We start from the raw sequence: 25,455 nt of genomic DNA on the forward strand, positions 1-25,455 counted from the left end.
TTGTCTGTGACGAATCCTCGAAGGAGGGGGCAATTGGCGAATTCGCATTCGATCCGTTCGGACCGAAATCACTGGGTCGCGTGTAGAGAGTGTCCGCTCGATCAGTGCGAAGGCCTGCGCCCGCACGATGCCGAAAGCGTCCGTTATCTCCAGGAATTCAAGGAAGGCGAGTTATCGCTGACGCGCAGCGGCGCGCTGCTCAACCAGGGCGCGCCCAGCCCGCATATCTACACCCTGCTCGACGGTATCATGATCCGGCAGGTCAAGCTGGAAGACGGCAGCCGCCAGATCGTGAATTTCATGTTCCCCGGAGACCTCGTCGGGCTCCAGGCGGCGATCGACCAGGACATGGAACACTCGGTGGAGGCGCTTACCGACTGTCGGCTGTGCGTCTTCCCGCGCGAACGCTTCACCGACCTCGTCACGCGCTTTCCGCGCTTTTCCTACGACGTGATCTGGCTCGCGGCGAAAGAGGAATCGGCGCTCGAAAGCCATCTCGTCGCGCTCGGCAAACGCAACGCGCACGAACGCGTGGCCTATCTGGCACTGTACCTGGTGCAGCGCGGGATCATGACCGGTCTGGCCGAGGCCAATGGCAGGGCCCGGCTCGAGATCCCCATCACCCAGCGTCAGATCGCCGACATGTTGGGCCTGTCGCTGGTTCACACCAACCGCACGATGCAGGCGCTGCGCCAGTCCAACCTGCTGCACTGGGACGGCGATGGCATCACGATCGAGGACATGGAGGCGGCGTGCGATTACGCGAAGTTTGACGGTCTCGACGACAAGCCGCGCCCGTTCCTCTAACCGCCTCATATCCAAGGCCGATCGAAATTTCTGGCAAAAAATTCGCGGCGGCGGGAACCCCTTTTCTGCTCGCTCATTAAATCACTGTCACCGCCGAGACCCCCCCTCCCGTCCAAGCGGCTGGTGATACGATCCCGAAAGGCCTCCATTCGTTCGAATGGAGGCCTTTTTTTCGGCTGAATCCAGTCAAATCGGGGAGGCGAACGGGTCGCATGCGCCAGCCTGAGCGGCAGTGGCGCCATTCAGCGGCGGCGGGCGATCACTTCGCGCAGTCTTGCGAGCACACCGCCGCCCGTCTTGCGCTGGCGCTCGATCGCGTCGACAAGCTCCTGCGCATCGTAGGGCTTTTCAAGCACGATGCCGAGTTCCGCGACTTCGGCGGGGATCGCTTCGGGCGCACCGGTGGCGAAGATGAAGACAGGCGGGCGCGGACCGAGCTCGGAGACCAGTTCGGCCACCGTCCATCCATCGCTTCGATCGGCGAGATGGACGTCGAGCACGATCGCATCGAAACTGTTTTCCTCGAGCGCCTCGAGCGCATCCTGCGTGGTAGGTGAAATCGTCACCTGTCGCGCACCGCGGTCGGTCAGCGTCGCCTCGAGATTGAGCGCCAGCACCGGATCGTCCTCGACGACGAGGACGGCGCCGAGATCGACTTTCTTCCTGGTGCTGTCCTGCTTGCCCATGTGGCGACCCAAATCCCGGTTCCGGAGCGGTCCTTGCCGCCTGGTTCTGCAAACGCCCCCTACCCAGCCTCGTTCCCGCAAACCCGGGTCCTAGAGGGATTTTTCGTAGATCACGTATTCGCGGTTGACGAAACTGTCGATCGCCTCTGCGATCGCGATCATGCCCTTGTTGTCCTCGAGGATCCAGCCGATCTCGCCGCGGGTCGCGCCATAATTGGCGATCGAGTTGCGGCGAATATATTCGATCATCATGAAGGCGAGCTGGCTCGCCATGCGCGAGCTCTGCAGGCGCTTGAGCACGCCCATCAACGGCACGCGCATCGCCGTGACGCGCGGGCGGCGCAGCCAGCGCAGCATCTTGAGCCAACCGAACGGCCACAACGACCCCTTGAGCGGCGCAATCGCCTCGTTGGCGTCGGGCAGAGTCATCATGAAAGCCACCGGTTCGCCTTCGAGTTCTGCGATCATGATCAGGTCCTCGAACACCAGCGGCTTCAGCTTCTTGCCGGCATAGGCGATCTCGGCCTCGGTGAACGGCACGAAGCCCCAATTGTCCGACCACGCATCGTTGAGGATGCCCATGATGATCGCCGCGTCGCGCTCGAAGTGCCGCTTGTCGACCTTGCGGATCCGGATCTTCTCGTTGCGCTCGCCCGAGGCGATGATGCGCTGGAGCAGCGGCGGAAAATCCTGCGTGATGTCGAGCTCGTAGGTCAGCAGCGATTTGGCTCTGCGGTATTCGAGTCCTTCGATCCAGGCCTGGTAGCGGGCATCGTCGTGCCCCATCATCACCGTCGGTGCGTGATCGTGCCCCTTGACCAGCAGGCCCGGCTCTTCCCACACCGACATCGACAGCGGAGCGAGCACGCGGGTCATGCCCTGTTCGCGCAGCCATCGCTCGGCGCGGCGGATCAAGGCGACTCCCACCGCTTCGTCCACCGCTTCGAACAGGCCCCAATTGCCGGTACCAGGCCCCATGCCCTGTTCGGGCGGCTGTGCGAGTGCGAGTTCATCGATATGAGCCGAGATGCGCCCGACCACCTCTCCGCCGCGGCGGGCGAGGAAGAATTGGACCCGCGCATGGTCGAAGAACGGGTTCTTCCCCGGCGTCAGCAGTTCGCGCATTTCGCTGCGCAACGGCGCGACCCAGTTCGGATCCGATGCGTTCAGGCGATAAGCGCAATCGATAAAGGCGGCGAGGTCGCGCTTGCCGGATACGGGTTGGATGCTTATTTCACCGGCCATCGAGCCCTCTCGTTCAGCATGGGTTAGCCCTGTGTTTGCGATGGCTTGCTTGTCAAGCGAGGGAGCAGCAAGCTACGCCGCGCAAGACGGATTTCGAGACATGGCAACGACACAGAGCACCAACCTCGCCCAGGATGGCCTAGCGAAGCGCAGCATGCGCGACATCGCGCGTGCGCGCCTGCCCGATGGAAAGCCCGATGGCCGGATCGCCGACGACAAGGCCATGCTGCGTGCTGCGCGCGAACTGACCAAGGACCTCGGCGAGGCCAATCCACGCATCTACTGGCCCGACATGCTCGCTTGCGTGATCATCGGCTACGGCGCGATGGTCGGGGCGATCCTGGTCGAGAATGTCTGGGCCGCGCTCGGCCTCGCCGCGATCTCGGTGCTGGCGATCTATCGCGCGCTGATGTTCATCCACGAATTGAGCCATATCCATCGCAATGCCCTGCCCGGTTTCCGCACCGCGTGGAACTGGCTGGTCGGAGTGCCGATGCTGACCCCTTCCTTCATGTATGAGGGCGTCCACACGCTGCACCACAACCGCACGCGCTACGGCACCAAGGAAGATCCCGAATACCTTCCCCTGGCGCGGATGAAGTGGTGGTCGCTACCGCTGTTCGTGCTGATCGCGCTGCTTGCGCCGCCGGCCTTGCTGCTCCGCTTCGCCGTGCTCAACCCCCTGAGCCTGGTGGTGCCGAAGCTGCGCGAGATCGTGTGGCAGCGCTTCTCGGCGCTTTCGATCAATCCGGACTTCCGCCGTCGCCCCCCCGAAGGCGATTTGAAGCCGCGCGTGCTGAAGCAGGAAGTGGGCGGTACGCTGTGGTCGTGGGCCCTGCTCGCCAGCATCGCCCTGCTCGGCTGGAAACCGTTCCTCGTCGCTCTGGCTATCTTCTCGACCGTAGCGGTGTTCAACCAGGTCCGTACGCTGGTGGCGCATCTGTGGGAGAACGAGGGCGAACCGATGACGGTGACCGCGCAATATCTCGATTCTGTCAACGTCCCGCCGCCCTCGCCGATGGCTGCGATCTGGGCGCCGGTCGGCTTGCGCTACCACGCGCTGCACCATTTGATGCCGTCGATGCCCTATCATTCGCTGGGCGAGGCGCATCGTCGGCTAAAGGCCAATCTTGAAGCGGATTCGACTTATCACGGCGCCAACCATCCTGGGCTGCGCCCGCTGGTGATCCGCCTGTCGCGCGCGACCATGAGCCGCCGCGCCTAGAATCCATAGAAAACGCCGCCCGGTAGGACCGGACGGCGCTCTCCTGCATAATCGGATTATTATTCGACTTCGATCTCGGCGGAGGGGTTGCCATCCGCATCGACCGAAACGCTGGTGTCGCCATCGCGGACATCGGCGCGCACGCCGTTTTCGTCCACCCCGACACTCACGCCGTCGCCATCGACTTCGGGCTGGGTCTGCACGGTGTCGACGGCGCCGGAATCGATCGGCGCGGTTTCGGCCTCGCCCACGGTGGTTTCGGTTTCGGTCGCTTCGTCGGCATCGGCGCAGGCGGCAAGCGACAGTAGCGAAGCCGCGGTGGCGGCAGCGATAATTTTCTTCATCGACGGTCTCCTGTTTGGTCGTCGGTGGGAAAACACTCGTCCGGCAACTTCCGTTCCGGAATATGTCAAAAAAAAGGCAAGGCCCGACGATCAATCTAGGAATCGCACCATCGCGATCCGTTCGTGCGACTTGCCGAAGCTTTCGTTTTCCTCCTCCAGCAGCTGCGCCTGGCGCGGCCATGCGGCCAGATCCTCGATCCGTTCGAAGCCGAGCCGGGCATAGAAGGGGGCGTTCCACGGGACCTGTGCGAAGGTGGTGAGCGTCAGGCACTGGCAGCCGGCATTCGCGGCATCGATCGCGCAGGCTCGCACCAGTCCGGACCCGATGCCGTGCCGCTGGAAATCGCTGGCAACAGACATTTCCCACAGATGCAGTGCGCGACCGAAACGTTCGGCGGCAACGAAGCCGGCGATCTGGTCATCCACCAGCGCGGTCAGGCAGTGTCCCTTGGCGATCAGCAGCCGGTGACGCTCCTCGGGTATCGACCAGCCATCGACCAGCGTTTCGAGCCCCTCGATCTCGCCGAATGCCTGCGCCGCGCTGTGCTCGACCGCGGGAAAGTGGCTCGCATCCCCGGGGCGAGCGAGACGCAGCGACCAGTCGTTCATTCCTCGGTCCGGATGAGGAGCGTCTCGCCGATCAGGAAGAACAGCAGGAACGGGGCCCAGGCCGCAACGAAGGGCGGGTAGGCCCCGAAATTGCCCATCGCCAGCGCGGCGTTGTCGACCACGAAATAGGCGAAGCCGAGCATCATGCCGATGATCGCGCGCACGAATAGCTGGCCCGACCGCGCGAGCCCGAAGGCCGCGATCGCCCCCAGCAGCGGCATGAGGAAGGCCGAGAGCGGCCCGGACAGCTTGTGCCACCACTTGCTTTCGAGTTCGGCGGTGCGCCGTCCGGCATCGGACAGCTCTCCGATCGCGCCGCCGAGATCGGTGAGCGACAGCGCGTCGGGATCGATCCGTCCGAGCTCGGCCTGGCGCGGCGACACACCCTTGGCGATCCGCACCGGGTCGATCGGGATTTCCTGTGCTGCGGCGACATCGAAGCGCACCGGATCGTCGAGCAGCCAGCCCGGATTGGCATAGGTCGCGGCGGGGGCGCTGATCTTCTCGGTCACGCGGCCCTCGGCATCGCGGCGATACCATTGCACGCCGCGCATGCGGATGTCGTCGCCCGTACCGGCCAGCACGCGCGCCGAGAGGATGTTGTCCCCGTCGCGCAGGTAGACATTGGTGCGGACATCGGAATCGGGTGCCACCGGGCCGTAATCCTCGGCCTGCCAGGCCGACAATGCGGCCGAGGAGCGCGTCACGATCCGCTCGTTGAAGGCGAAGCTGATCACCGACACCGCCAGCGCCGCCAGCAGCAACGGGGCGAGAATCTGGTGCGCGGACAGCCCCGCCGCCTTCATCGCCACGACTTCGGAATTCTGGTTGAACGTTGCCAGCGTGATGATCGTCGCCAGCAGCACCGAATAGGGCAGGAAGCGCGCGACCAACTGCGGCATGCGATAGCCGATGTAGCGCAGAAGCTCGCCCTGGCCGTTGCCTTCGTAGGCCAGCACTTTCGAGCTTTGCGACAGCAGGTCGAGTGCCTGGAGCACCAGCACCAGCATCACCAGCACCGCCGCGATGCGGACCACGAAGGTCCGGGCGAGATAAAGCGTCAACGTCTTCGACGGGAAGAAATCAAACTGCATGGCCAGTCTCCTCCTGCTCGGCGGCGATCGCATCGTGCCGCGTCATCGCCTCGGACCTGCGGCGGCGACGGAACTTCGACTTGATCCACTTTACCAGCTTGGCGAACACGGCCTCGAGCCCGTCGATCGCCTGTGCGCCGGGCACGAAGGCGGTGCGATAGTACATCCAGCAGATCAGCGCGGCGAAGATCACGCAGGGCAGCCACAGCGCAACCAGCGGATCGACCCGCCCGAGCGCGGCGATTCCCCAGCCCCACTCGTTGACCTTGTGGTAGGCGACCACCATGACCACCGCGACGAACACGCCGAGCGCGCTGGTCGATCGCTTCGGCGGGATCGCGAGCGAGAGCGCGAGCAGTGGCAGGAAGATCATCATTACCACCTCGACCAGGCGATAGCTGAAATTGGCCTGGATCTCGGTCCGCGTCTGCTTGTCGGTGGTAGGGCTCCAACCGATTTCGAGCAATTGCGGCAGCACGTATTCCAGCTCGTCGCCACCACGCTCCCGGAAACGTTCGAGCGCGGGGAGATCGATCGGCAAGTCGTGGAGCGAGAAATTGAGCACGCGCGGACTGGCATCCTCGACCTCCTGGATGATCTGCCCGTCACGCAGGCGCAGCACGATCGTGTTCCGGTTTTCCTCGAGCCGCAGAAACCGCCCTTCCGCTGCGGAAATCGAGAGATCGCCTTCCTCGCTGTTCACCCGCGCGAACACCCCCAGCAGACGACGACCTTCCTCCTCGCTGCGTTCGATCCGCAGCGCCGTCTTGTCTTCGATCGTGACGAATTCGCCGACCTTGATCGATGCGCCGAGTGCGCCCGACGTGAGCTCGAATTCGAGCTCTTCGTAATAATAGCGCGACAGCGGCTGGAGCCAGCCAACCACGGCGAGGTTCACCGCCATCATGGTCAGCGCGATCGCATAGGGCATGCGCAGCAGTCGGCCATATGACAGGCCGACTGCCCGGATCGTGTCGAGTTCGGAACTTACCGCGAGCTTGCGGAATGCCAGCAGGATGCCGAGCAATACGCCGAGCGGGATCGCGAGCCCGGCATATTCGGGCATCAGATTGGCCAGCATCTTGAACACGATGTCGACCGGGCCGCCCTCGCTGGCGACGAAATCGAACAGCCGCAGCATCTTGTCGAGCGTCAGAAGCGAGGCCGCGAGCACGAACACGCCGATCATCGGCACGATCACGAGCCGGAAGATATAGCGGTCGAGGGCGGGAATGAAGGTGAACACGCTTCCGGGCGGCTGGAGGATGATGTCGCCTCCCTAATCCGTCAGGCTGCGTTCGTCACCTGCCAGTTATGCTAGTGCGCGCAATCAAGCCTTTTCGAGCGTGCACTGGAGCGGGTGCTGGTTCTGGCGAGCGGCATCCATCACCTGGTTCACCTTGGTCTCGGCAATCTCGTAAGGGTAGATCCCGCATACGCCCACGCCCTTCTGGTGGACCTGCAGCATGACTCGCGTCGCCTCTTCCATGTCCATGCCGAAGAAGCGCTTCAGGACCATCACGACGAATTCCATCGGGGTGTAATCGTCGTTCAACAGCAGCACCTTGAACTGGCTCGGCCGCTTGGGCTTGGCGCGCGTCTTGGTCGCGATACCGGTTTCGTCGTCGGTATCGGGCCCCTGCGGGGGCTTGCTCGCGGCCAGGATGGTGCTGGGATCGATCATTACCGGTGGCGAATATCTTATCGAAGCGAAGAAAGACAAGGGGCTGCCCTCAAGGCGCGGCCCTAACGGACTGCTATCGCGGCGAAGTGTTGCCGAAACGCAAACAGGCCGGATGGCGTGCGCCACCCGGCCTGCGGTTCATGCAGCGTCCGGCGGGGAGAGGAGTCGCCGGAAGGGCCGCACTAACTCGGGGGAGCAGGTCGCTCAGGCGACCTTGCGTGCCTTTTCGACCGCGATCGAAACACGATCCTGGATCGGCGCGAACGCTTCGGTGGCCAGCTTGGTCCACGCTTCGACGTTCTTCGAGGTCTGGGCGACCATCGCGTCGAAATTGCGCGAAGCGATCTTGCTGTTGAGCTGGACCAGTTCGCTCGGGCTACGCACGGCGGCGTAGTCCTTGGCGTCGGCGGTCATGGTCGAGACGGCTTCACGGCCGTTTTCGACCGCGCCCTTGGCCATGCCCTGCACGCCTTCGGCGAGGATCTTCCCGCTGGCGACGACGGCTTCGACGTTGCCCTTCGAGAATTCGACGGCTTCGCCGGCATATTCACGGGTCCTGTCGTAGGCACCCTGCGCGCGGGTCGAGAGGTCGGCGAACATGGCCTTGGCCTGGTCCGTCGCGGTGTTCTTGGTGGTCTTGGTCTGCTTCGTAGCCATTTTCGGCTCCTTGGTCTTCGTTGATTTGGGGAAGGTCTTCTTCGCTGCGGGCGTCTTCGCCTTTTTCGGCGCAGCCTTTTTCGCAGCGGGCTTCTGCTTCGGCTTCGAGGCCGCTTCGACCGCGGCATCGATTTTCTTCATATCCGGCTTGGCCGGAACGTCGGTCGCGACGGCCTCGGTCACCTTTTCGGCAACCGGCGCATCGGCTTTGGAATTCTGGTCGGCCATAGTGCCTCGCTTGACTTGGATCTGCCCGACGCCCGGACGGATTCCGAACGTCTTTGTTGCACTGCACAATAATGGGTGCGCGCGATCAAGTCAAGATTTTTGTGCAGTGCACAATCGCAGGTGCGAAACGGTCTAGCGCGTCTTCACGTAGCTGCCGGGCGCATCCTCGATCACTTCGTCGCCCTTGCCGCCCGGCTTGCGCTTGCCGGCCGGATCGACCTCGGCATCGTCGATGCCGCGCAGCCAATCGACCCAGTGGGGCCACCAGCTTCCCGGATGCTCCTTCGCGCCCGCGATATAGGCGTCGAGAGTGTCGGCCTCGCTGTCGCCGAGCCAGTACTGGTACTTGCCTGCATCAGGATGGTTGACCACGCCCGCGATATGGCCCGATCCGGCGAGCAAGAAGGCCTTGTCGCCCTTCAGGTGCCGGGTGAAGCGCCACACGCTTTCGGCCGGGGCGATGTGATCCTCGCGACCCGCCTGAAGGTAGACCGGAGTCTCGATCCGGGTCAGGTCGATCGGCGTGCCGTCGGCGCTCAGCGCGTCGGGCACCACCAGCTTGTTGTCGCGATAGAGGTCGCGCAAATAGTCGTTGTGCCATTTCGACGGCAGGTTGGTGACGTCGCCGTTCCAGTGGAGCAGGTCGAAGGCCGGATAGTCCTCGCCCAGCAGGTAGTTGTTGACGACGTAGTTCCAGATCAAATCCTTGCCGCGGAGCATGTTGAAGGTCGCGGCGAGGTAGCGCCCGTCGAGATAGCCCTGCGGACTGAGCTTGGCGATCGTCTCCAACTGCTGGTCGTCGATGAAGTTCTTCAATTCGCCCGATTTCTCGAAATCGACCTGCGCGGTGAAGAAAGTCGCGCTCTTCACTTTCTCGGCCTCGCCCCGCCGCGCGAGGATCGCCAGCGTCGCGGCGAGCGTGGTCCCGGCGACGCAATAGCCGATCGTGTGGACCGCGGGCACGTCGAGCCGCGCGCGCACATGGTCGATCGCGTCCATTTGCGCGCGGATGTAATCGTCCCACACCACATCGGCCATGCTCTCGTCGGCCGATTTCCAGCTCGCGACGAACACTGTGATGCCCTGGTCGACCGCCCATTTGATGAAGCTTTTCTTCGCGGTCAGGTCGAGGATGTAGAAGCGGTTGATCCACGGCGGGAAGATCACCAGCGGCACCTCGAGCACCTTGCCGGTCGAAGGCGAATACTGGATCAGCTGGTAGAGATCGGTCTGGTGGACGACCTTGCCCGGCGTGGTCGCGATGTTCTCGCCCAGCGTAAAGGCATCGGGATCGGTGTGGGTCAGCTGCCCCTTCTTGAGATCCGCGATCAGGTTCTCGAGGCCCTTCACGAGGTTCTCGCCGCCGGTTGCCATGGTCTTCTCGAGCACCACCGGGTTGGTCATCAGGAAATGATCGGGGCTCATGGCCTCGGTCATCGCGCGGGTCGCGAATCGCAGGCTCTCCCGCTGGGCCGGATCGAGCCCCTCGATATTGTCGGCGGTGGAGACCCAGTACTCGCTCAGCATGAGGTACAATTGATGCAATAACGCGTAGGCTGGGTGCGCTCGCCACGCCGGGTCGGCGAAGCGGCGATCCTTGCGGGGCAGTTCGGGGGGCTCCTCACCCTGCTTGCCGGCGAAGCCCTTCATCACGCTGTCCCACAATTGCAGGCCCTCGCCCCATGCCTTCTGCTGGGCATCCATGTCGACCTTGGGCATCGAACCCGCCCAACCCTGCATCAGCGCGGCGAACTGGGCGGGAGTGAAACCACGGGCCTGTTCCTGCGCCTCGCTCGCCTGGTGCTGGAGAAAATCGGCCCACATCGCGTTGACCCGGTGACCGAGCGCCAGCCAGTGTTCCATGCCGTGCACCTTGGGGGGTTCGGCCCCCGCGCCGGGGAGGAACTGGCCGAACATCTCGCGCGCGGCCTCGGCCTGGAACTGCATCAGCTTGGCGAACTGCCCCATGCCGATGGGATCGTCGCTGTTTTCGTCCTGGGCCATGGGTTCTCCGTTCGCGTTCGACTGCGTTCCTATAGAAATAGTGCGTCGCGACAAAGTCAGTTCCGGTCGGGACCGTGATCGATTATCGGCAATGCGATGGACGACGATTTCTACCGCATCCGGCGCCTGCCGCCCTATGTCATCGCCGAGGTCAACGCGATGCGCCATGCCGCGCGCGCCTCGGGCGAAGACGTGATCGATCTCGGCATGGGCAATCCCGATCGTCCGCCGCCGGACTTCGTGATCGACAAACTCTGCGAGGTCGCGCGCAAGCCCTCGGCGCACGGCTATTCGCAATCGCGCGGCATTCCGGGCCTCCGCAAGGCGCAGGCGGGTTATTACAAGCGCCGCTTCGGAGTCGACCTCGATCCCGAAAGCGAGATCGTCGTGACGCTCGGATCGAAGGAAGGGCTCGGCAGCCTCGCCACCGCGATCACTGCGCCGGGCGATGTCGTGCTCGCGCCCGATCCGTCCTACCCGATCCACACTTTCGGCTTCATGATCGCTGGCGCCAGCATCCGCGCGGTACCGACCACGCCGGGCGAGGATTACTGGCGCGCACTCGATCAGGCGATGGCCTATACCGTGCCGCGACCCAAGGTGCTGGTGGTCAACTATCCTTCCAACCCGACCGCCGAGGTGGTCGATGCGGCGTTCTACCAGCGGCTGGTCGACTGGGCGCGCGAGAACGAGGTCTGGGTGCTGTCCGACCTCGCCTATTCCGAACTCTATTACGACGGCAACCCGACCCCCTCGATCATGCAGGCCAAGGGGGCAAAGGACGTCGCGGTCGAGTTCACCTCGCTGTCGAAAACCTATTCGATGGCCGGCTGGCGGATGGGCTTCGCGGTCGGCAACCGCGAGCTGATCGCCGCGCTTACGCGGGTGAAGTCCTACCTCGATTACGGCGCCTTCACGCCGATCCAGGCCGCGAGCGCGGCGGCGCTCAACCATGGCGACGAATATGCCGAACAGACCCGCGCGATCTACCACAAGCGCCGCGACGTGCTGGTCGAAAGCTTCGCCCGCGCCGGCTGGGACATCCCCCCGCCACCCGCCTCTATGTTCGCCTGGGCGCCGCTCCCCGAAGCCTATCGCGAGATGGGCAGCCTCGAATTCTCGAAGCTGCTGCTGAAAGAAGCCAGGGTCGCGGTCGCACCGGGGGTCGGCTATGGCGAACGGGGCGAAGGCTTCGTGCGGATCGCGATGGTCGAGAACGAGCAGCGTATTCGGCAGGCAGCCCGCAATCTCAAGGACTTCCTCGCCCGCCGTTAGGTCCAAAGCCGAACGGGTTCGACTTACCTTTGCACGAATATTGAGGCATTCCCCTGCTGCATGGGGAGGACATCGAAGGGGGCGTTCGGCTGGCAGTCGCCGCGGCACCTGCCGCGCGGCTACGACCTGGAACGGCGAGGGTGGCACCGGATCGGGTGTGAGGAGGCGGAGCGCGCAGGAGAGCCGGTCTTGTGGCTCGTCGACCGCGAACACGGGTTCCTGCCCCAGCCGATCAAACACACGCTCGTCACCGATATCGCCGATCCGCGCCTGCGCGCCCGGCTGCTGGCGCTGGGCGTCGGCGACGTGCTCGCGCCCGGCACCGCAATCGACGAACTGGCGATCCGCGCGCGACGCGTGCTCGATCGCGCCGGAGAGGTTTCGCGCTGTCGATCCGTTGGCGCGCTCACGCTCGACCTGCTGCGCCGCGACGGTTTCGTACGGCATCGCCGGCTCGGCCTGCACCCGCGCGAATTCGAAATGGCATGGCACCTGGCCGAACTCGGGCCGCGCGGGGCCAGCCGGAACCGCCTCTTGCGCGAAGTCTGGGACATCCGGCACGAACCCGAAACCAACAGCGTTGCGGTCCACGCCTTCCGTCTCCGCGCCAAGCTGCGCGTCCATGGGCTCGCCGGGATGCTCGCGACCGATCGCGCCGGACGATATCGGCTGATCCCACTGGACGAGCCCGACATCCTTCGCGACAAGGCTGGCAATCCAGATGCCGAGGAGCGCGAGCGTGACCGAACTGTCCTATGAGAACAATGAGCGCGTTGCGATCGAGGTCGAGGATCACGTCGCGCAGGTCCGGCTGGTGCGGGGCGACAAGATGAACGCGCTCGACCCGGAGATGTTCGACAGCATCATCCGCGCGCAGCTCGCCCTGTCCAAGGCGCGGGGTATCCGCGCGGTTGTCCTGTCGGGCGAAGGTCGCGCGTTCTGCGCCGGACTCGACCTCGCAAGCATGGCCACGGTCGGCCAGAACGATCCGACGCCGCTGACCGAGCGCACCTACGGCAATGCCAACAGGTTCCAGGAGGTCTCGGTCGGCTGGCGCAAGCTGCCGATGCCGGTAGTGGCGGCGCTACACGGCGTGTGTTTCGGCGGCGGCATGCAGATCGCCAGCGGCGCAGACATCCGGGTCGCGCATCCCGCAACTCGGATGGCCATCATGGAGCTCAAATGGGGCATCATCCCCGACATGGGCGGTTTCCAGCTGTGGCGCGGCACGGTGCGCGACGACGTGCTACGGCGGCTGGTCTACACCTATGAGGAGTTCACCGGAGTGCAGGCGCAGGACTGGGGACTCGTCACCGAGCTTGCGGACGAGCCGCTCGAACGCGCGACCGAGCTCGCCCGCACCATCGTCGATCGCAATCCCAGCGCCATTCGCGAAGCCAATGGGCTGTTCGGCACCTATCTCGACCTCAAGCCCGACGAAATCCTGATGGAGGAATCGATCCGCCAGCAGCGGCTGATCGGGACCAAGAACCAGATGGAAGCCGTCGCCAGCCAGATGGCGAAGCGGAAAGGCGAATTCGAGGATCCGTAGGCGCCGCTAAAAGAGCCGCGCACCCAGCGGAACGTCTCGATCCGGCGAAAACAGCACCACGCGCCCCTGTTCGTCCGGGAACCCCAAGGTCAGGACTTCGGACATCATCGTTGCGATCTGGCGGGGCGGGAAATTGACCACCGCGGCGACGAGTTTCCCGGCCAGTTCGTCACGATCGTATAGTGCCGTGATCTGGGCGGACGATCGCTTGCGACCGATCCCGGCACCGAAATCGATGGTGAGCTTGTAGGCTGGATTGCGAGCCTCGGCGAATTCCTCGACCTCGACGATCCGGCCGACCCGAATGTCGACCTTCAGGAAATCGTCGAACGCGATGCGCTCGGCCACGGGCGTGGCGGGATAGTGTTCGCTATGCATCGCTGGCCAGCCGCTCCGCATGCCACGCGACATGCTCGGCCATGAAGGTCGAGATGAAGAAGTAGGAGTGGTCGTAGCCCTCCTGCATTCGCACCTCGGCATCGATTTCGGCATCCTGGCAGGCCGCGCGCAGCAGCTCCGGCTTGAGCTGTTCGTCGAGGAACTGGTCCGCCGTGCCCTGGTCGACCAGCAGTTTGGGCACGCGCGCGCCGTCCTCGATAAGCGCGACGGCATCGTATTCGCGCCACGCCGCGCGGTCGTCGCCGAGATAGCGGCCCAGCGCCTTTTCGCCCCACGGCACCTGTGAAGGCGCGCAGATCGGGGCAAAGGCGCTGACCGAACGGAAGCGCTCGGAATTGCGCAGACCGATGGTCAGCGCGCCGTGGCCGCCCATCGAGTGCCCGGTGATGCCCTGGCGATCCATGTCGACCGGGAAATTCGCCGCGACCAGCCCGGGCAGCTCGCGCTCGGTATAGCTGCGCATCCGATAGTGCTTCGCCCATGGCTGCTGCGTCGCATCGACATAGAAGCCCGCGCCCTTGCCGAAATCGTATTCGTCCTTGGCGTCGGGCACATCGTCGCCGCGCGGTGAAGTGTCGGGCGCGACGAGGATCACGCCATGCTCGGCGCAAGCGGCACGGTACTCGCCCTTCTCCATGACGTTCGCATGGGTGCAGGTGAGGCCCGAGAGAAACCACAGCACCGGCAGTCTTGCGCCCTTGTCATGCGGCGGGACGTAGACCGCGAAGCTCATCTCGGTGCCGGTCTCGGCTGAGGCGTGCTTGTATACGCCTTGCGTCCCGCCGAACGCCTTGTTCTCGGATACGGTTTCGAGCGTCACGCGATCACCCCGGACGGTGCATCGCGCAGACCTTGTTGCCGGCCGGATCGCGCAGATAGGCGAGGTAGAGCTTCATGCCTGCGCCTTCGCGCATGCCGGGCGGGTCTTCGATCGGGGTGCCGCCATTGGCCGCACCCGCTTCGTGCCAGGCATCGGCCATTTCCGGGCTGTCCGCCGCGAAGCCGATGGTCGAGCCGTTGCCGCAGCTTGCGGGCTTACCATCGATCGGCTTGGTCAGCAGGAAGACGCCCCCATTGTGCATGTAGATCACCCGCCCCTTGGGATCGACCGAGCCCTCGCGCCCGCCGAGCGCCTTGAAACAGGCATCGTAGAATTTCTTCGAGGCGTCGATATCGTCGGCGCCGAGCATCACGTGGCTGAACATTCTCTTCTCTCCCTTGGGGTGGTCAGTAGACGACGACGCTGCGGATGCTCTCGCCCGCATGCATCAGGTCGAAGCCCTTGTTGATGTCCTCGAGATCGAGGACGTGGGTGATCATCGGATCGATCTGGATCTTGCCGTCCATGTACCAGTCGACGATCTTGGGCACGTCGGTGCGCCCCTTCGCCCCGCCGAATGCGGTGCCGCGCCAGTTGCGCCCGGTCACCAGCTGGAACGGGCGCGTCTCGATCGTCTTGCCCGCCTCGGCCACGCCGATGATGATCGAGGTGCCCCAGCCCTTGTGGCAGCATTCCAATGCCTGGCGCATCACGTCGGTATTGCCGGTACAGTCGAACGAATAATCCGCACCGCCGTCGAGCAGCTCGACGAGATAGGCGACGACGTCGTCGATCTCCTTCGGGTTGACGAAATCGGTCATCCCGAAATGCTCGCCGAAGCTGCGCTTGGAATCGTTGATGTCGACCCCGACGATCCGGTCCGCCCCGGCCATCTTCGCGCCCTGGATCACGTTCAGGCCGATCCCGCCGAGCCCGAACACGACGACGTTGTCGCCCGGCTTTACCTGCGCCGTGTTGACCACCGCGCCGACGCCCGTGGTCACGCCGCAGCCGACATAGCAGGTGGTGTGGAACGGCGCGTCCTCGCGGATCTTCGCGACCGCGATCTCGGGCAGGACGGTGAAGTTCGAGAAGGTCGAGCAGCCCATGTAGTGGTAGATCGGCTTGCCCTGGTAGGAGAACCGTGTCGTCCCGTCGGGCATCAGCCCCTTGCCCTGCGTCTCCCGGATCGCGCTGCACAGGTTCGTCTTGCCCGAAAGGCACATTTTGCACTGGCGGCATTCGGGGGTGTAGAGCGGGATGGCGTGATCGCCTTCCTTGACCGAGGTCACGCCCGGGCCGACCTCGCGCACCACGCCGCAGCCCTCGTGGCCGAGCACGCTTGGGAAGAGTCCTTCGCTGTCCAATCCGTCGAGCGTGTAGGCATCGGTATGGCAGATGCCGGTCGCCATGATCTCGATCAGGACCTCGCCCGCCTTGGGCCCTTCGAGGTCGAGCTCGACGATCTCGAGCGGTTGCTTGGCTTCGAAGGCGACGGCGGCTCTGGTTTTCACGGGGTTCTCCTTTGGGCGTCGTCATGCCTATGTGCGGTGGGCGTGACAAGTTCCGTGCATTGGGCGATTGCAACCCGGGCGGACCTCGTTTAGTGCGCGCCGTTCACCACCCATGAGGCCCGATGGCGGAGTGGTTACGCAGAGGACTGCAAATCCTTGCACGCCGGTTCGATTCCGGCTCGGGCCTCCATCAATCTATCAGATTGCACCAAGAGCCCCTCATTTTTGCAGAGTGAGGGACCTTTCGTCTTGCCTATTTCGCGCGCAGAGACTGCTCAAATTTTGATGTAACCCCTGAATACCTGAAGGTTCCGCAACGGATCGCGGGGACAAGAACCGACGCGACCATTTGCGCAAGGCCTCGTCGTGCTACATCGTCGCACGATGAAAATTATACTCAAGAAGACGCTCGAATGGTCGGCCGACAAGCTGTCGGGTATCGCCGCGGCTATCGAGAGAGAGGACGAAGCCGTCGAAGCTCCGTCGAAGTTCGTTGATCTTGCGCCGACGGACCAAGCGGACAAATCCGGCGTCTACTCGGAGGCGCTCGAATACGCGCTCAGCAGACCCAAAGTCTCAAACATTGCGCTCACCGGCCCCTACGGATCGGGCAAGAGCAGCATCATACAGACTTTCCTGAAGAACTATAACCGCAAGGCGCTTCATATATCGTTGGCGGCCTTCCTGCCCGAAGCCGGTTCCCAAATCGAGAAGGTAAGCCGGCAGGAAATCGAGCGAAGCATCCTCCAACAGATGCTCTATGGGGAGGACGCCGACAAGCTACCCCTCTCACGGTTCAAGCGGATCAGGTCACCAGGCCTCTCGGCCACCTTCGTCTCGACCTTCATGACCATCGGCCTGATCGCGCTCTGGCACGTCCTCTCGCAGACCTCGACAGTCGTTGACGGCAGCTTCTTCGTTCCATTGGCGCTTGAAAACTGGCGCAACCTAGCAAGCTTCGCATTCGCGACAGCGTTCCTTTGGGCGAGCATCCATCACCTCTACGTCGCCAGCTTCGGCCTATCGTTGAAGAGCATCTCGCTCCAGGACGTGGAGCTCCGGCCAGCCTCCGACGACCTCGAATCGATCCTGAACCGCCACCTCGACGAGATCATCTACTTCTTCCAGTCAACGGACCACGATCTCGTGATCATTGAGGATCTGGACCGGTTCGACAACGCCGAGATCTTCGTGACCCTGAGGGAGATCAACAGCTTGGTGAACGAGAACGCGGGCGTGAAGCGCAGAGTCCGTTTCCTCTACGCGCTGCGTGACGACATGTTCGCGAACACGGATCGAACGAAGTTCTTCGAATTCATCATCCCGGTCATCCCGATCATCAACACTTCGAACTCCATCGACATGGTGCTGCAGCAGGGAGAGAGGTTGGATCTCGACGAGAGGCTCGATCGCCAGTTCCTGCGCGAGGTGTCGCGCCACCTCGACGACCTGAGGCTTATCCAGAACGTCTTCAACGAATACGCGATCTACTCGGCCAACATCGAGAGCGACGAGGACAATCTCCTGGACGCCAACAAGCTGCTGGCCATCCTGATCTACAAGAACGTGTATCCTAGGGACTTCGAACGGCTGCATCGCAGCGAAGGGAATCTCGCCCACCTGTTGGGCGGCAAGCCGAAACTCGTTGCGGAGGGAGAGGCGGCAAAGCGCGATGAGATTACGCAACTCGAATCCCTGCTCGAATTCGGCGAGCGGCAGGTCGCTGCGGACTTGAGGCAGTTGCGGCAGATCTACGCGATGGAGCTCATCGAGATACTGCCGGCAAATACGCTGAGCGTTGGCCTGAACCATAGCGTGATGGTTTCGCTATCCGCTCTAACCGGACACGACGGCTTCGACGAGTTGGTTGTCGCGTCCAACATAATCGCACGAGTCTACAACCAGAACCAAAGATGCGACATCTCCGAACTTCAGCACCGTGTCGATCCGGACAATACCTACGAGGAGCGGAAGTCGGCCATCAAAGCGAAGGCGCACGATACTCGGAACGACACCATGCGCCGCATCCGAACTCTGCGCGCCGAGATCGCTTCATTAAGGACGAGCAGGTTCGAGAATCTTCTGCGTTCGAACGCCGATAGGCTGGATGAGCTCTTCTCTCCGTTCGGGGAGAACGGTGCGCTGGCACGCTACCTGATCCTCGAAGGTCACTTGGATGATACCTACTACCAATACACTTCGCTGTTCCATTCCGGTCGCCTGTCTCCAGACGACAACAGGTTCCTCATCCAGATCCGCGCCTTCACCACGCCCGAGCCGGACTTTCCGATCGACAACCCGACGGAGGTCGCCGCAGCCATGAGGGACGACGACTTTCGGCAAAGCTACGTGCTGAACGTCGCTCTAGTAGATTGCCTCTTGGCCGATCCCGACCGATACGCCGATCAGATCACGAAACTCCTGGAGTTCCTGTCGTCCAACTTCGAAAAGGCCGAAAACTTCCTCGATGTCTACTATGCCAGCGGAACCGGGGTCCCGTCGTTGCTCGACGCCCTTTCAGCAAGGTGGAACGGCTTCGTCCCGGCGGTCATCTCCAGTGAGCGGAACATCTCCCACGTCACCCGCGTGCTGAACTCGCTGTCCAAAAGGCGATTAGGAGAACTTGCCACGCGGTTCGACGAATTCCCTCGGTTCGTGACGGAGAACCTCCCGAAGATTCTCGCGGAGGTGCCGGAACTCGATCCCATACGCCTCGAAAGCCTCGGCATGGCAGTCGAGGACCTCTCGTCCATCGAGTCGCATCAGGTCGTCCTGCGTCACATGTTCGAAAGAGGATTCTTCGAATTGTCCTTCGAGAACCTGGCCTACGCCTACGAAAAACTGCTGGGCGAGAAGGACGTCGAGGGGTTGCGATCCAGCAACTACACTACGCTGAGGGCGGTTAGTAACACGACTCTGTCGGAGAGAGTTGAGCGCGACTTCGCCGTCTACCTCGGCAAGGTCCTGTTGGACCTCAAAGGCAACACCGAGGAGAGCCCAGACGCCCTGTTGGCGATTATCAAAAGGGACGATGTTGACGAGGAGGCCGTTGAACGTTTCCTGACGCGCCAAACCACCTTCATCCCCAAGCTCGAAAACGTCCCGGCGCGATGGGTCCCGAAGCTGTTCAACATTGGACGCATCCAACCGACCTGGTCCAACTGTCTCGCCTTCATGGATGCGGAAGGCTACGAAAAGGAGCAACTCGCCGATTACCTCGATCGCGACGAGGTGCGGGCCACAATTCTGCAAGATCCCATACCGGAAGATGACGGCGCCGCCGGTCTGCGAAGCTTCCTCCTGAATGCAGATTCGCTAAAAGAGGAAGCCTATCGGGACTACGTCGCAGCGCTTCCGCGGCCTTTCAAGGCTTTTCCGGAGGGGATCGGGCATGAAAAGTCGCAGATACTAATCGAAGAGCAGAAAATTGTATTCGCGAAGGACACGTTCGAGGCGCTCGCGGGAGATCGCGACCTTCAGATCTCCTTCCTGGCCAGCAATATCGAGACGTTCTTGGCAGGCAAGACCGGCATCTCGATCGATGATGATTACCGGGAGGAGCTCGTCAAGGCGGAGATCGACGACGCGCAACGTCACACGCTGATCAAATCGATGGACTTGGCGTCGTTGCCGAACACGCCGGGAAGAGCGGCGGTGATCGCCCCCATCCTCGAGCGGGTGGACCGGCCACTCCCCGAGCTTTCAGCGGATCAGGCCAGGCTCCTCATCGAGAACGCAGGGCCGGTCCGATCACAGGTTTCGCTACTCAATAAGGCCGCCAAATCGTTGCCGGACGACACTGTGCGGGAGATACTGTCCGCTCTTCCAGAACCGTATTCTCGGATCAGGAAGGGCTATCACACACCATACCTCAATCCGACCGTGGAGAACCTCGAACTGGTCGCTTGGCTCGACGACAGAGACATCATCTCGTCGTGGAGTAGAGGCATTCTAACGGGGGACATACGCGTCAACCTCAAGCGCCCATGAACGCCCAACGACTAGTGTCGAATGAGCCCACCCGAACAGGCGGGGAAAAGTCATCTCGTATGGCTCTGGAACCGATCACAGAACGCCAGCTTCATGAAATGTTCGGTCAAGGCGCGAGCGCCATCACGGCTGACCATCTCGCTCCATTCATCCCAGCGATCGATGCGCTCGAGCAGCCAGAGGTAGAAGCGGTCGCGCGCGAGACGGTCGCCATCGGGCCAAGCCATCGTCCACAGGGTGCTGCGGACTGGAATCTCGCGTGTGATCCGCAATCCGATCAGCTTCACCACCGGATCATTGCCAATCGTATCGGTAGAGAAGCGATGCGCCATTCGGGCAGCGACGCGCTCCCGCCTTTCCACCTGCTCGGCGGCCGCCACGCGCTCGGAATGACTCGCGGCCGTCCGGTTCGCGATAATCCAGTCGAGACCGACATCTTCCGCAGCATCTTCTCGCGTGCGCGTAGCCATCAGCATCAGCAGCACAGAGCGCCCTTCAGGCGTCGGCCTTCCGTCCGTGTCGTTCACGAGCCCGGCTGCGAGCAGGTAGGCTCTGAAGAACTGATCAAGGTGACGATCGCCAAGAAAGATATCATGGACCCGCTCCTCCGGTGCCACGAAGCGACCATCGGCAATGGCGAGATAGCTCGCCATGAATTCCATGATGCCGTTCATCCACCCGGTATGGATGGAGGGCAGCCCAAGACGATCGATCCAGAATGCTTCGCGCACCGATCCCCATTCACGGCCGTTCTCATCGACCAGGGGTGGTTCTCCCGGCACCGATCCGCTCGAAACCATCCAGTATCCCCAGGGTAGATCGGGATGCCGATCATCGCCGTAGCGTTCCTTACCGGCACCGAAAGGGTGAAACGAGCTGACCATCACTCACCCTTATGCTCGGCGGGCGCCGGAAGGCGGAGTGGCTCGTGTGTCGACGTATCTCCGGCCTGACCGTCCTCGATCAGCGATTTCAGCTTCCGCGCCAGTTCGATGCAGTTCGCGTAGACGAAGGACTGATCGCGATAGACGTCACCCTTGCGAGCTTCGCCGTATCGACCGCCCGGAACGAGGTCGCCCGGATGGTCGGTGTCGAAACCCAGCCACCACAGATCCTCATGGAACTCGTCCTCGGTGGTCTGCACCGTGCGGTAGTCCTGCACCGTCCTGACCCAAGTCGTGTGGCAAACCGTGTAGCGTTCCTGACGCGGCTTGCCGTGGGCGCGCCGTTCGAACCGGTTGACCTCGCACGCCTTGCCGTAGGTCACCCCGCCGTGCACCGTGTTGGAGACGGCGACCGGCACGGCGTCCGCTTCGAAGCCGAAGAGCGGATGCTCGGGGGGCACCCCCACATATCCCGAGATCGTCCCGTTCTTCTGGCGAAGCATGATGCAGCCGATGCCGGTCTCGTTGTCGATCCAGGAGACCTTGTCCGCCTCGTTGTTCCAGGGACCGTCGCCCGACGGTCGGCGATCGGGATTGTGATACACCTGCAGGGCCGTGATGCTGGTGTCCGCCACCTGGTAGGTAACCGGTGCGGCGTTCAACAGGCCGTCCGGCAGCGTCGCTTTCGTGACCTGCTTGCCGGCAGTCTTCCGCTGGGTCAGCTTCCTTGCCATGTTCGGTCCTCCTGAGCTGGTTTTTCTGGGCATCGATCAATCCGGACTATCGAGGCGATAGCGGCTGTATGCGTCTCGGCGCGTCAGCCTGGGACCGAGCGCTCGTGCCCCCTTTCCGCTCACGTAGACCTCGCTGGCCAACCACGCCTGTTCCTCGAGAAGGCGGAACTCCATGACCTCACGCCACCAGACCTGCGCCTTCGGATCCCAGCGATAGCCGCGCATCCGCAGAGCATCCTTGGTCGAGAAGGGCGAGCCGACCGCTTCGATAACGAAACTATCGCATGAAGAGCTGCCATCGAGCTCGTAGAGCAGAGGACGACCATCGGTCCGCTCATGGCGCAGGAGCTGGATGAGCGCATCCACATCCCCCTGCGCTCGGTGCGCATCATAGAACCATCCTGCCTGCGCGCAGAGCCAACCGAGCGAACGGCCTTCGAAACCGGCAGCTGCCCAGTCGATCTCCACGCAGGAGCAGGCCCACTGCTTGATCGGCAGGTCGGTGAGGCGCTTCTCCACAATGGGACGGTCGAACGCGGCGTTGTGGGCGATGACGACATCGGCAGACGATATGATATCGGTCGCGACCCGGTCGTCTATCCGCCGACCGATCAGGTCCTGATCCGTGATGCCGGTGATCCTGGTGATGTCTTCGGGCAGCGGGACGCCGGGATCCTCGCGCCAGCACCACGCCCGACCGATCTCGGTAATGTGCCCGCCGGGATCATACCTGAAGCGTCGCACCGCCAGTTCGATGACCCTGTCGCTTTCAGGGTCGAGCCCGGTGGTCTCCACATCCAGAACGGCCGCGACACGTTGGGGATCGTCCGGATCCCCGAAGCCTGTTTCACCTACATGAAGATCGACACGGCGGAGCTGCCGGATGTCGGACTGCGCCGGTTCAGCCACGTCCGGTCTCCAAGGATGCCGAATGATCGAAGAGCAATCGATCGATGACTGCCGGATCGGCGTCGAGGCCGAGACCCAAGCCGTGAAGAAGGATCGCCTTCGAACAGGCGCTGCGCTCCATGCAAGCTTCGATCGGCGCACGGCCTTCGAAGAGCTCGAGCGGCGCGACCATCCAGCCGACGGGATCCTCCGCCAAGCCGTCCCGCTGCATTCTCGCCCCGGTCTCTGCAGCCACGCATGCGATCCGAACGAGCGCGACGCGGTGAACAGCCACCATGCCTCCACTCCTGTCCTCGAGAGGATCGAGCGCCCAGTCCACCGGGGCCTGCTCGAAATAAGGGTCGATTTCGAATTCTGCGGTATCGCTCATCGCACCGCTCCCCACGTTCCGCGCCGGACCTACCAGCGCCTCGTGACACGGCACATAGCATGAACAGAAAATACTTCAATAGGTAATGAAGTATTGAATTAACTTGTCGGTAGGGATCGCTGACGCTATCAGCAGGAGAATGGAAAAGATGGATGCCGTCGCGAAACTCAGTGCCTTGGCCCAGCCAACCCGGCTGGAGATATTCCTAGCCATAGCGCGAGCGGCGAATGGCATCACGTCCAGCGAGGTTGCCGAGCAGACCCACACCATGCCCAACAACACCTCGGTGCACCTATCGGTATTGCGAAACGCGGGGCTGGTCTCTTCGACGAAGGAAGGGCGCTCAGTCACATACAGAGCCGAGCGAGGAGCCGTGCAGAGACTGGCGACCTTCCTGTCCGAAGCCGCCAAGTAATACCGCATCGAACAGATAGGTTCCGGCCGCCCGTGCTTTTCACGTGCGAGTTCAATCCTCGGATACGCGTCCGGAATGCCCGGCTTGGGCTATCAGTCCCTCGTTGCAGTCCGTTGCGAGGCAAGCTTCCAGCGTCGTGTGTTCGATACCGAACCGAGAGGAGACGCGCAGCCGCACCGTTCGCTTGACGTCTTCGAACCGTTCGAGAGACGAATGGGACGGCAGGATATGCACTTCGAGGGCGCGGCGGTGCTCTCCCAGGTTCCAGACATGCAGATGGTGGATGCTCTCGACCCCATCGATCGCCTCGAGCTCGTCCATGATCTCATGCAGTTCGACGTCATCGGGCACCGCACCCATAAGCAGGCGAACCGTGCGCGGCATCAACGAAAGCCCCTGCCAAATCACATAGGCGGCGATGATGACGGTGATGACCAGATCGGCCAAGTAGAGATCGTATAGCAGGATCAGGATCCCGGCGACGATCACCCCGACGGAGGCCATGGCATCCGACACATTGTGCAGGAACGCCGCCTTCATGTTGATGCTGTCCTTGGCGCCGCGGTGGGTAATGAAAGCGGTCACCAGATCGATCACCAATGCCACGCCCGCAACGGCGATCACCGTCCATCCTTCGATGGGTTGCGGATCGGCGAAGCGGTTGATCGCTTCCACGAGCAGATAGAAGCCGATGATGAGCAGCGTCGTCAGGTTGATGAGCGCAGCGACGACCTCGCCCTGCGCATAACCGAACGTCATCCGTCTGTCGGCGGGACGCCTGCCGATCCTACGGGCGAACCACGCGAGGCCGAGCGAGGCGGCGTCACTGAAGTTGTGAAGGGCGTCGGCAATGAGAGCGAGCGAACCCGAGACTATCCCGCCAACGATCTGGGCGAGCGTGAGCAGGACGTTGATCGCGACCGCGAAGATCAGCTGGCGATCGCTCAGGTTCTCCTCGCCGTGGTTGTGGCCACCATGCCCACCATGTGTGTGATGATTGCTCATGTCCGGAACTGATCCCCCTTCCGATGCTCGCTCCCTTCCTCGTCATGAATGTCCATGTGGGCATCGCGCAGGATCTGGATGCCGCCATAAAGGGCAATGCATGCCACAGCGACGCCTACCACCAGGTCGGGCCAATTCGCGCCGGTGAGCATCACGACGATCCCCGCGATGATGATCCCGCCATTGGCGATAAAATCATTGAAGCTGAAGGTCGTCGCTGCGCGCATGCTGACGTCCTTGTCCTCCGTCCGCTGGAGCATCCGCAGGCAGATCAGATTCACCACGGCTGCGACTGCCGCCATCGCCAGCATCATGAATCCACCTGGCTCCGAGCCTTCCACGAACCGACGCACGGCATCGGCAACGACACCTGCCGCGAATACCAAGAGCATGACCCCGGAGAACCGCGCCGCACCACGCTGCCAAATGCGCGAGCGGGCCAGCGCGAGCAGGCTGAGCGCATAGACTATCGCGTCGGACGAGTTGTCTAACCCGTTCGCCAAGAGCGCGTTCGAGTCCGCGAAGTAGCCGACGACGAAGAACCCGATCGCGATCGCGACATTCAGCCAGAGCACGATCCACAGCGTCCGGCGCTTCCCGGCCGAACCGAGATCGATATCATGGTCGCCACTCATGCCGTGTCTGCCCCGGATCGGGCCCAGTTCTCGGCAACCTGGCGCTGGAAGGGCTCGAAGAACTTCATTTCGGCGCGGATGAGAGGATCGGAGAACCTGGTGCCCCATTCCTCCCATTTCGCATCGCCGACGATGGCAATCCTGCCAAAGCTGTCCTGATGATGCGCGTCGAACTTGAGGTCGCGCCATAGTCCAGGCAGATCCCAGCCTGCAAAATCGGGCGCGAGTTCGATTACCATCGGCAGCTTGCCGGGCTTTCGCCCGACAAGCTGTTCGAACCGAGGCACGAAGTCATCGTAGTCCGAGCTTTCGAGTTGGCCACTCGCGCGTATCCGCAGCAGCCCGTTCTCTTCGTCTATCTTCAACATCG

The 25,455-nt window shown here is 62.7% G+C and carries 27 protein-coding genes and 1 tRNA gene; 8 read left to right on the forward strand and 20 right to left on the reverse strand.

Annotation, left to right across the window (positions count from 1 at the left end):
• Positions 1–33: 33 nt before the first annotated feature.
• Entirely contained in the window at positions 34–807 is a 774-nt protein-coding gene (locus IEW49_RS10590) for a Crp/Fnr family transcriptional regulator (protein WP_188642621.1), read from the forward strand.
• A 242-nt stretch (positions 808–1,049) separates the two neighbouring features.
• On the opposite strand, the gene IEW49_RS10595 is transcribed toward IEW49_RS10590, so the two are convergent.
• Both IEW49_RS10595 and IEW49_RS10600 read right to left on the reverse strand, forming a co-directional pair.
• A complete protein-coding gene (locus tag IEW49_RS10595) occupies positions 1,050–1,493 on the reverse strand; it encodes a response regulator (protein WP_188642622.1) in 444 nt (147 codons plus the stop codon).
• Positions 1,494–1,583: 90 nt separating this feature from the next.
• Complete coding sequence (locus IEW49_RS10600) at positions 1,584–2,738, reverse strand: GNAT family N-acetyltransferase (protein WP_188642623.1); 1,155 nt, start codon at positions 2,736–2,738, stop codon at positions 1,584–1,586.
• A 154-nt stretch (positions 2,739–2,892) separates the two neighbouring features.
• Here IEW49_RS10600 and IEW49_RS10605 point away from each other — a divergent pair, with 154 nt between their 5' ends.
• On the forward strand, positions 2,893–3,963 hold the full coding sequence (locus IEW49_RS10605) for a fatty acid desaturase family protein (RefSeq protein ID WP_188643188.1): 1,071 nt from the start codon (positions 2,893–2,895) through the stop codon (positions 3,961–3,963).
• Positions 3,964–4,022: 59 nt separating this feature from the next.
• Here the strand turns inward: IEW49_RS10605 and IEW49_RS10610 are convergent, their stop codons facing one another.
• The 7 genes from IEW49_RS10610 to IEW49_RS10640 all read right to left on the reverse strand — a co-directional run bounded on the left by IEW49_RS10610 (position 4,023) and on the right by IEW49_RS10640 (position 10,583).
• Entirely contained in the window at positions 4,023–4,307 is a 285-nt protein-coding gene (locus IEW49_RS10610) for a hypothetical protein (protein ID WP_188642624.1), read from the reverse strand.
• Positions 4,308–4,397: 90 nt separating this feature from the next.
• The gene (locus IEW49_RS10615) at positions 4,398–4,916 is read right to left on the reverse strand and encodes a GNAT family N-acetyltransferase (RefSeq protein WP_188642625.1); all 519 of its coding nucleotides are present in this window, start codon (positions 4,914–4,916) and stop codon (positions 4,398–4,400) included.
• On the reverse strand, positions 4,913–6,010 hold the full coding sequence (lptG, locus tag IEW49_RS10620; RefSeq protein WP_188642626.1) for an LPS export ABC transporter permease LptG: 1,098 nt from the start codon (positions 6,008–6,010) through the stop codon (positions 4,913–4,915). The genes IEW49_RS10615 and lptG overlap by 4 nt, the downstream gene beginning before the upstream one ends.
• Complete coding sequence (locus IEW49_RS10625) at positions 6,000–7,256, reverse strand: LptF/LptG family permease (RefSeq protein WP_188642627.1); 1,257 nt, start codon at positions 7,254–7,256, stop codon at positions 6,000–6,002. Before IEW49_RS10625 ends, lptG begins: the two co-directional genes overlap by 11 nt.
• Positions 7,257–7,340: 84 nt before the next feature.
• Positions 7,341–7,694 carry an ATP-dependent Clp protease adapter ClpS gene (gene clpS / locus IEW49_RS10630; RefSeq protein WP_188642628.1) on the reverse strand — a complete coding sequence of 118 codons (354 nt, stop codon included), beginning with the start codon at positions 7,692–7,694 and terminating at the stop codon, positions 7,341–7,343.
• A 204-nt stretch (positions 7,695–7,898) separates the two neighbouring features.
• Positions 7,899–8,579, reverse strand: a complete 681-nt coding sequence (locus tag IEW49_RS10635; RefSeq protein WP_188642629.1) for a phasin family protein — start codon at positions 8,577–8,579, stop codon at positions 7,899–7,901.
• 132 nt (positions 8,580–8,711) lie between these two features.
• Positions 8,712–10,583: a PHA/PHB synthase family protein gene (locus tag IEW49_RS10640; protein WP_188642630.1), complete on the reverse strand. Its 1,872-nt coding sequence runs from the start codon at positions 10,581–10,583 to the stop codon at positions 8,712–8,714.
• A gap of 96 nt (positions 10,584–10,679) precedes the next feature.
• Here IEW49_RS10640 and IEW49_RS10645 point away from each other — a divergent pair, with 96 nt between their 5' ends.
• The 3 genes from IEW49_RS10645 to IEW49_RS10655 are packed head-to-tail and all read left to right on the forward strand — an operon-like array spanning position 10,680 to position 13,410.
• Positions 10,680–11,858 carry an LL-diaminopimelate aminotransferase gene (locus IEW49_RS10645; RefSeq protein ID WP_188642631.1) on the forward strand — a complete coding sequence of 393 codons (1,179 nt, stop codon included), beginning with the start codon at positions 10,680–10,682 and terminating at the stop codon, positions 11,856–11,858.
• A gap of 60 nt (positions 11,859–11,918) precedes the next feature.
• Positions 11,919–12,617, forward strand: a complete 699-nt coding sequence (locus IEW49_RS10650; protein WP_188642632.1) for a winged helix-turn-helix domain-containing protein — start codon at positions 11,919–11,921, stop codon at positions 12,615–12,617.
• Positions 12,598–13,410 (forward strand): crotonase/enoyl-CoA hydratase family protein, encoded by an 813-nt coding sequence (locus IEW49_RS10655; protein ID WP_229658167.1) that lies wholly within the window; start codon positions 12,598–12,600, stop codon positions 13,408–13,410. Before IEW49_RS10650 ends, IEW49_RS10655 begins: the two co-directional genes overlap by 20 nt.
• A 6-nt stretch (positions 13,411–13,416) precedes the next feature.
• Here the strand turns inward: IEW49_RS10655 and IEW49_RS10660 are convergent, their stop codons facing one another.
• From IEW49_RS10660 to IEW49_RS10675, 4 genes are read right to left on the reverse strand one after another with little or no spacing between them, the layout of a single operon-like run.
• Positions 13,417–13,788, reverse strand: a complete 372-nt coding sequence (locus IEW49_RS10660) for a tRNA-binding protein (protein ID WP_188642634.1) — start codon at positions 13,786–13,788, stop codon at positions 13,417–13,419.
• A complete protein-coding gene (fghA, locus tag IEW49_RS10665) occupies positions 13,781–14,629 on the reverse strand; it encodes an S-formylglutathione hydrolase (RefSeq protein ID WP_188642635.1) in 849 nt (282 codons plus the stop codon). Before fghA ends, IEW49_RS10660 begins: the two co-directional genes overlap by 8 nt.
• 4 nt (positions 14,630–14,633) lie before the next feature.
• Positions 14,634–15,014, reverse strand: a complete 381-nt coding sequence (locus tag IEW49_RS10670; protein ID WP_188642636.1) for a VOC family protein — start codon at positions 15,012–15,014, stop codon at positions 14,634–14,636.
• 22 nt (positions 15,015–15,036) lie between these two features.
• Entirely contained in the window at positions 15,037–16,143 is a 1,107-nt protein-coding gene (locus IEW49_RS10675) for an S-(hydroxymethyl)glutathione dehydrogenase/class III alcohol dehydrogenase (protein ID WP_188642637.1), read from the reverse strand.
• 116 nt (positions 16,144–16,259) lie between these two features.
• Between IEW49_RS10675 and IEW49_RS10680 the strand changes: the two genes are divergently transcribed.
• Positions 16,260–16,333, forward strand: a tRNA-Cys gene (locus tag IEW49_RS10680).
• A gap of 194 nt (positions 16,334–16,527) precedes the next feature.
• Entirely contained in the window at positions 16,528–20,133 is a 3,606-nt protein-coding gene (locus IEW49_RS10685; protein ID WP_188642638.1) for a YobI family P-loop NTPase, read from the forward strand.
• Positions 20,134–20,183: 50 nt separating this feature from the next.
• On the opposite strand, the gene IEW49_RS10690 is transcribed toward IEW49_RS10685, so the two are convergent.
• The 4 genes from IEW49_RS10690 to IEW49_RS10705 are packed head-to-tail and all read right to left on the reverse strand — an operon-like array spanning position 20,184 to position 23,030.
• Complete coding sequence (locus tag IEW49_RS10690) at positions 20,184–21,017, reverse strand: hypothetical protein (protein ID WP_188642639.1); 834 nt, start codon at positions 21,015–21,017, stop codon at positions 20,184–20,186.
• Positions 21,017–21,751 (reverse strand): hypothetical protein, encoded by a 735-nt coding sequence (locus IEW49_RS10695; RefSeq protein ID WP_188642640.1) that lies wholly within the window; start codon positions 21,749–21,751, stop codon positions 21,017–21,019. The genes IEW49_RS10690 and IEW49_RS10695 overlap by 1 nt, the downstream gene beginning before the upstream one ends.
• A 36-nt stretch (positions 21,752–21,787) precedes the next feature.
• Positions 21,788–22,660, reverse strand: a complete 873-nt coding sequence (locus IEW49_RS10700) for a 3'-5' exonuclease (RefSeq protein WP_188642641.1) — start codon at positions 22,658–22,660, stop codon at positions 21,788–21,790.
• Positions 22,653–23,030 carry a hypothetical protein gene (locus tag IEW49_RS10705; protein WP_188642642.1) on the reverse strand — a complete coding sequence of 126 codons (378 nt, stop codon included), beginning with the start codon at positions 23,028–23,030 and terminating at the stop codon, positions 22,653–22,655. Before IEW49_RS10705 ends, IEW49_RS10700 begins: the two co-directional genes overlap by 8 nt.
• A 139-nt stretch (positions 23,031–23,169) precedes the next feature.
• On the opposite strand from IEW49_RS10705, the gene IEW49_RS10710 reads away from it, so the two are divergent.
• Positions 23,170–23,445 carry an ArsR/SmtB family transcription factor gene (locus tag IEW49_RS10710; RefSeq protein WP_188642643.1) on the forward strand — a complete coding sequence of 92 codons (276 nt, stop codon included), beginning with the start codon at positions 23,170–23,172 and terminating at the stop codon, positions 23,443–23,445.
• Positions 23,446–23,496: 51 nt separating this feature from the next.
• On the opposite strand, the gene IEW49_RS10715 is transcribed toward IEW49_RS10710, so the two are convergent.
• The 3 genes from IEW49_RS10715 to IEW49_RS10725 are packed head-to-tail and all read right to left on the reverse strand — an operon-like array spanning position 23,497 to position 25,453.
• Positions 23,497–24,450, reverse strand: a complete 954-nt coding sequence (locus tag IEW49_RS10715; RefSeq protein WP_188642644.1) for a cation diffusion facilitator family transporter — start codon at positions 24,448–24,450, stop codon at positions 23,497–23,499.
• Positions 24,447–25,085, reverse strand: coding sequence for a cation diffusion facilitator family transporter (locus IEW49_RS10720; RefSeq protein ID WP_188642645.1), 639 nt, complete (start codon positions 25,083–25,085; stop codon positions 24,447–24,449). Before IEW49_RS10720 ends, IEW49_RS10715 begins: the two co-directional genes overlap by 4 nt.
• Complete coding sequence (locus tag IEW49_RS10725) at positions 25,082–25,453, reverse strand: SpoIIAA family protein (protein ID WP_229658168.1); 372 nt, start codon at positions 25,451–25,453, stop codon at positions 25,082–25,084. Before IEW49_RS10725 ends, IEW49_RS10720 begins: the two co-directional genes overlap by 4 nt.
• Positions 25,454–25,455: the final 2 nt, after the last annotated feature.

The organism is Pseudoblastomonas marina, from assembly GCF_014641655.1.
Lineage (GTDB): Bacteria > Pseudomonadota > Alphaproteobacteria > Sphingomonadales > Sphingomonadaceae > Alteriqipengyuania_A > Alteriqipengyuania_A marina.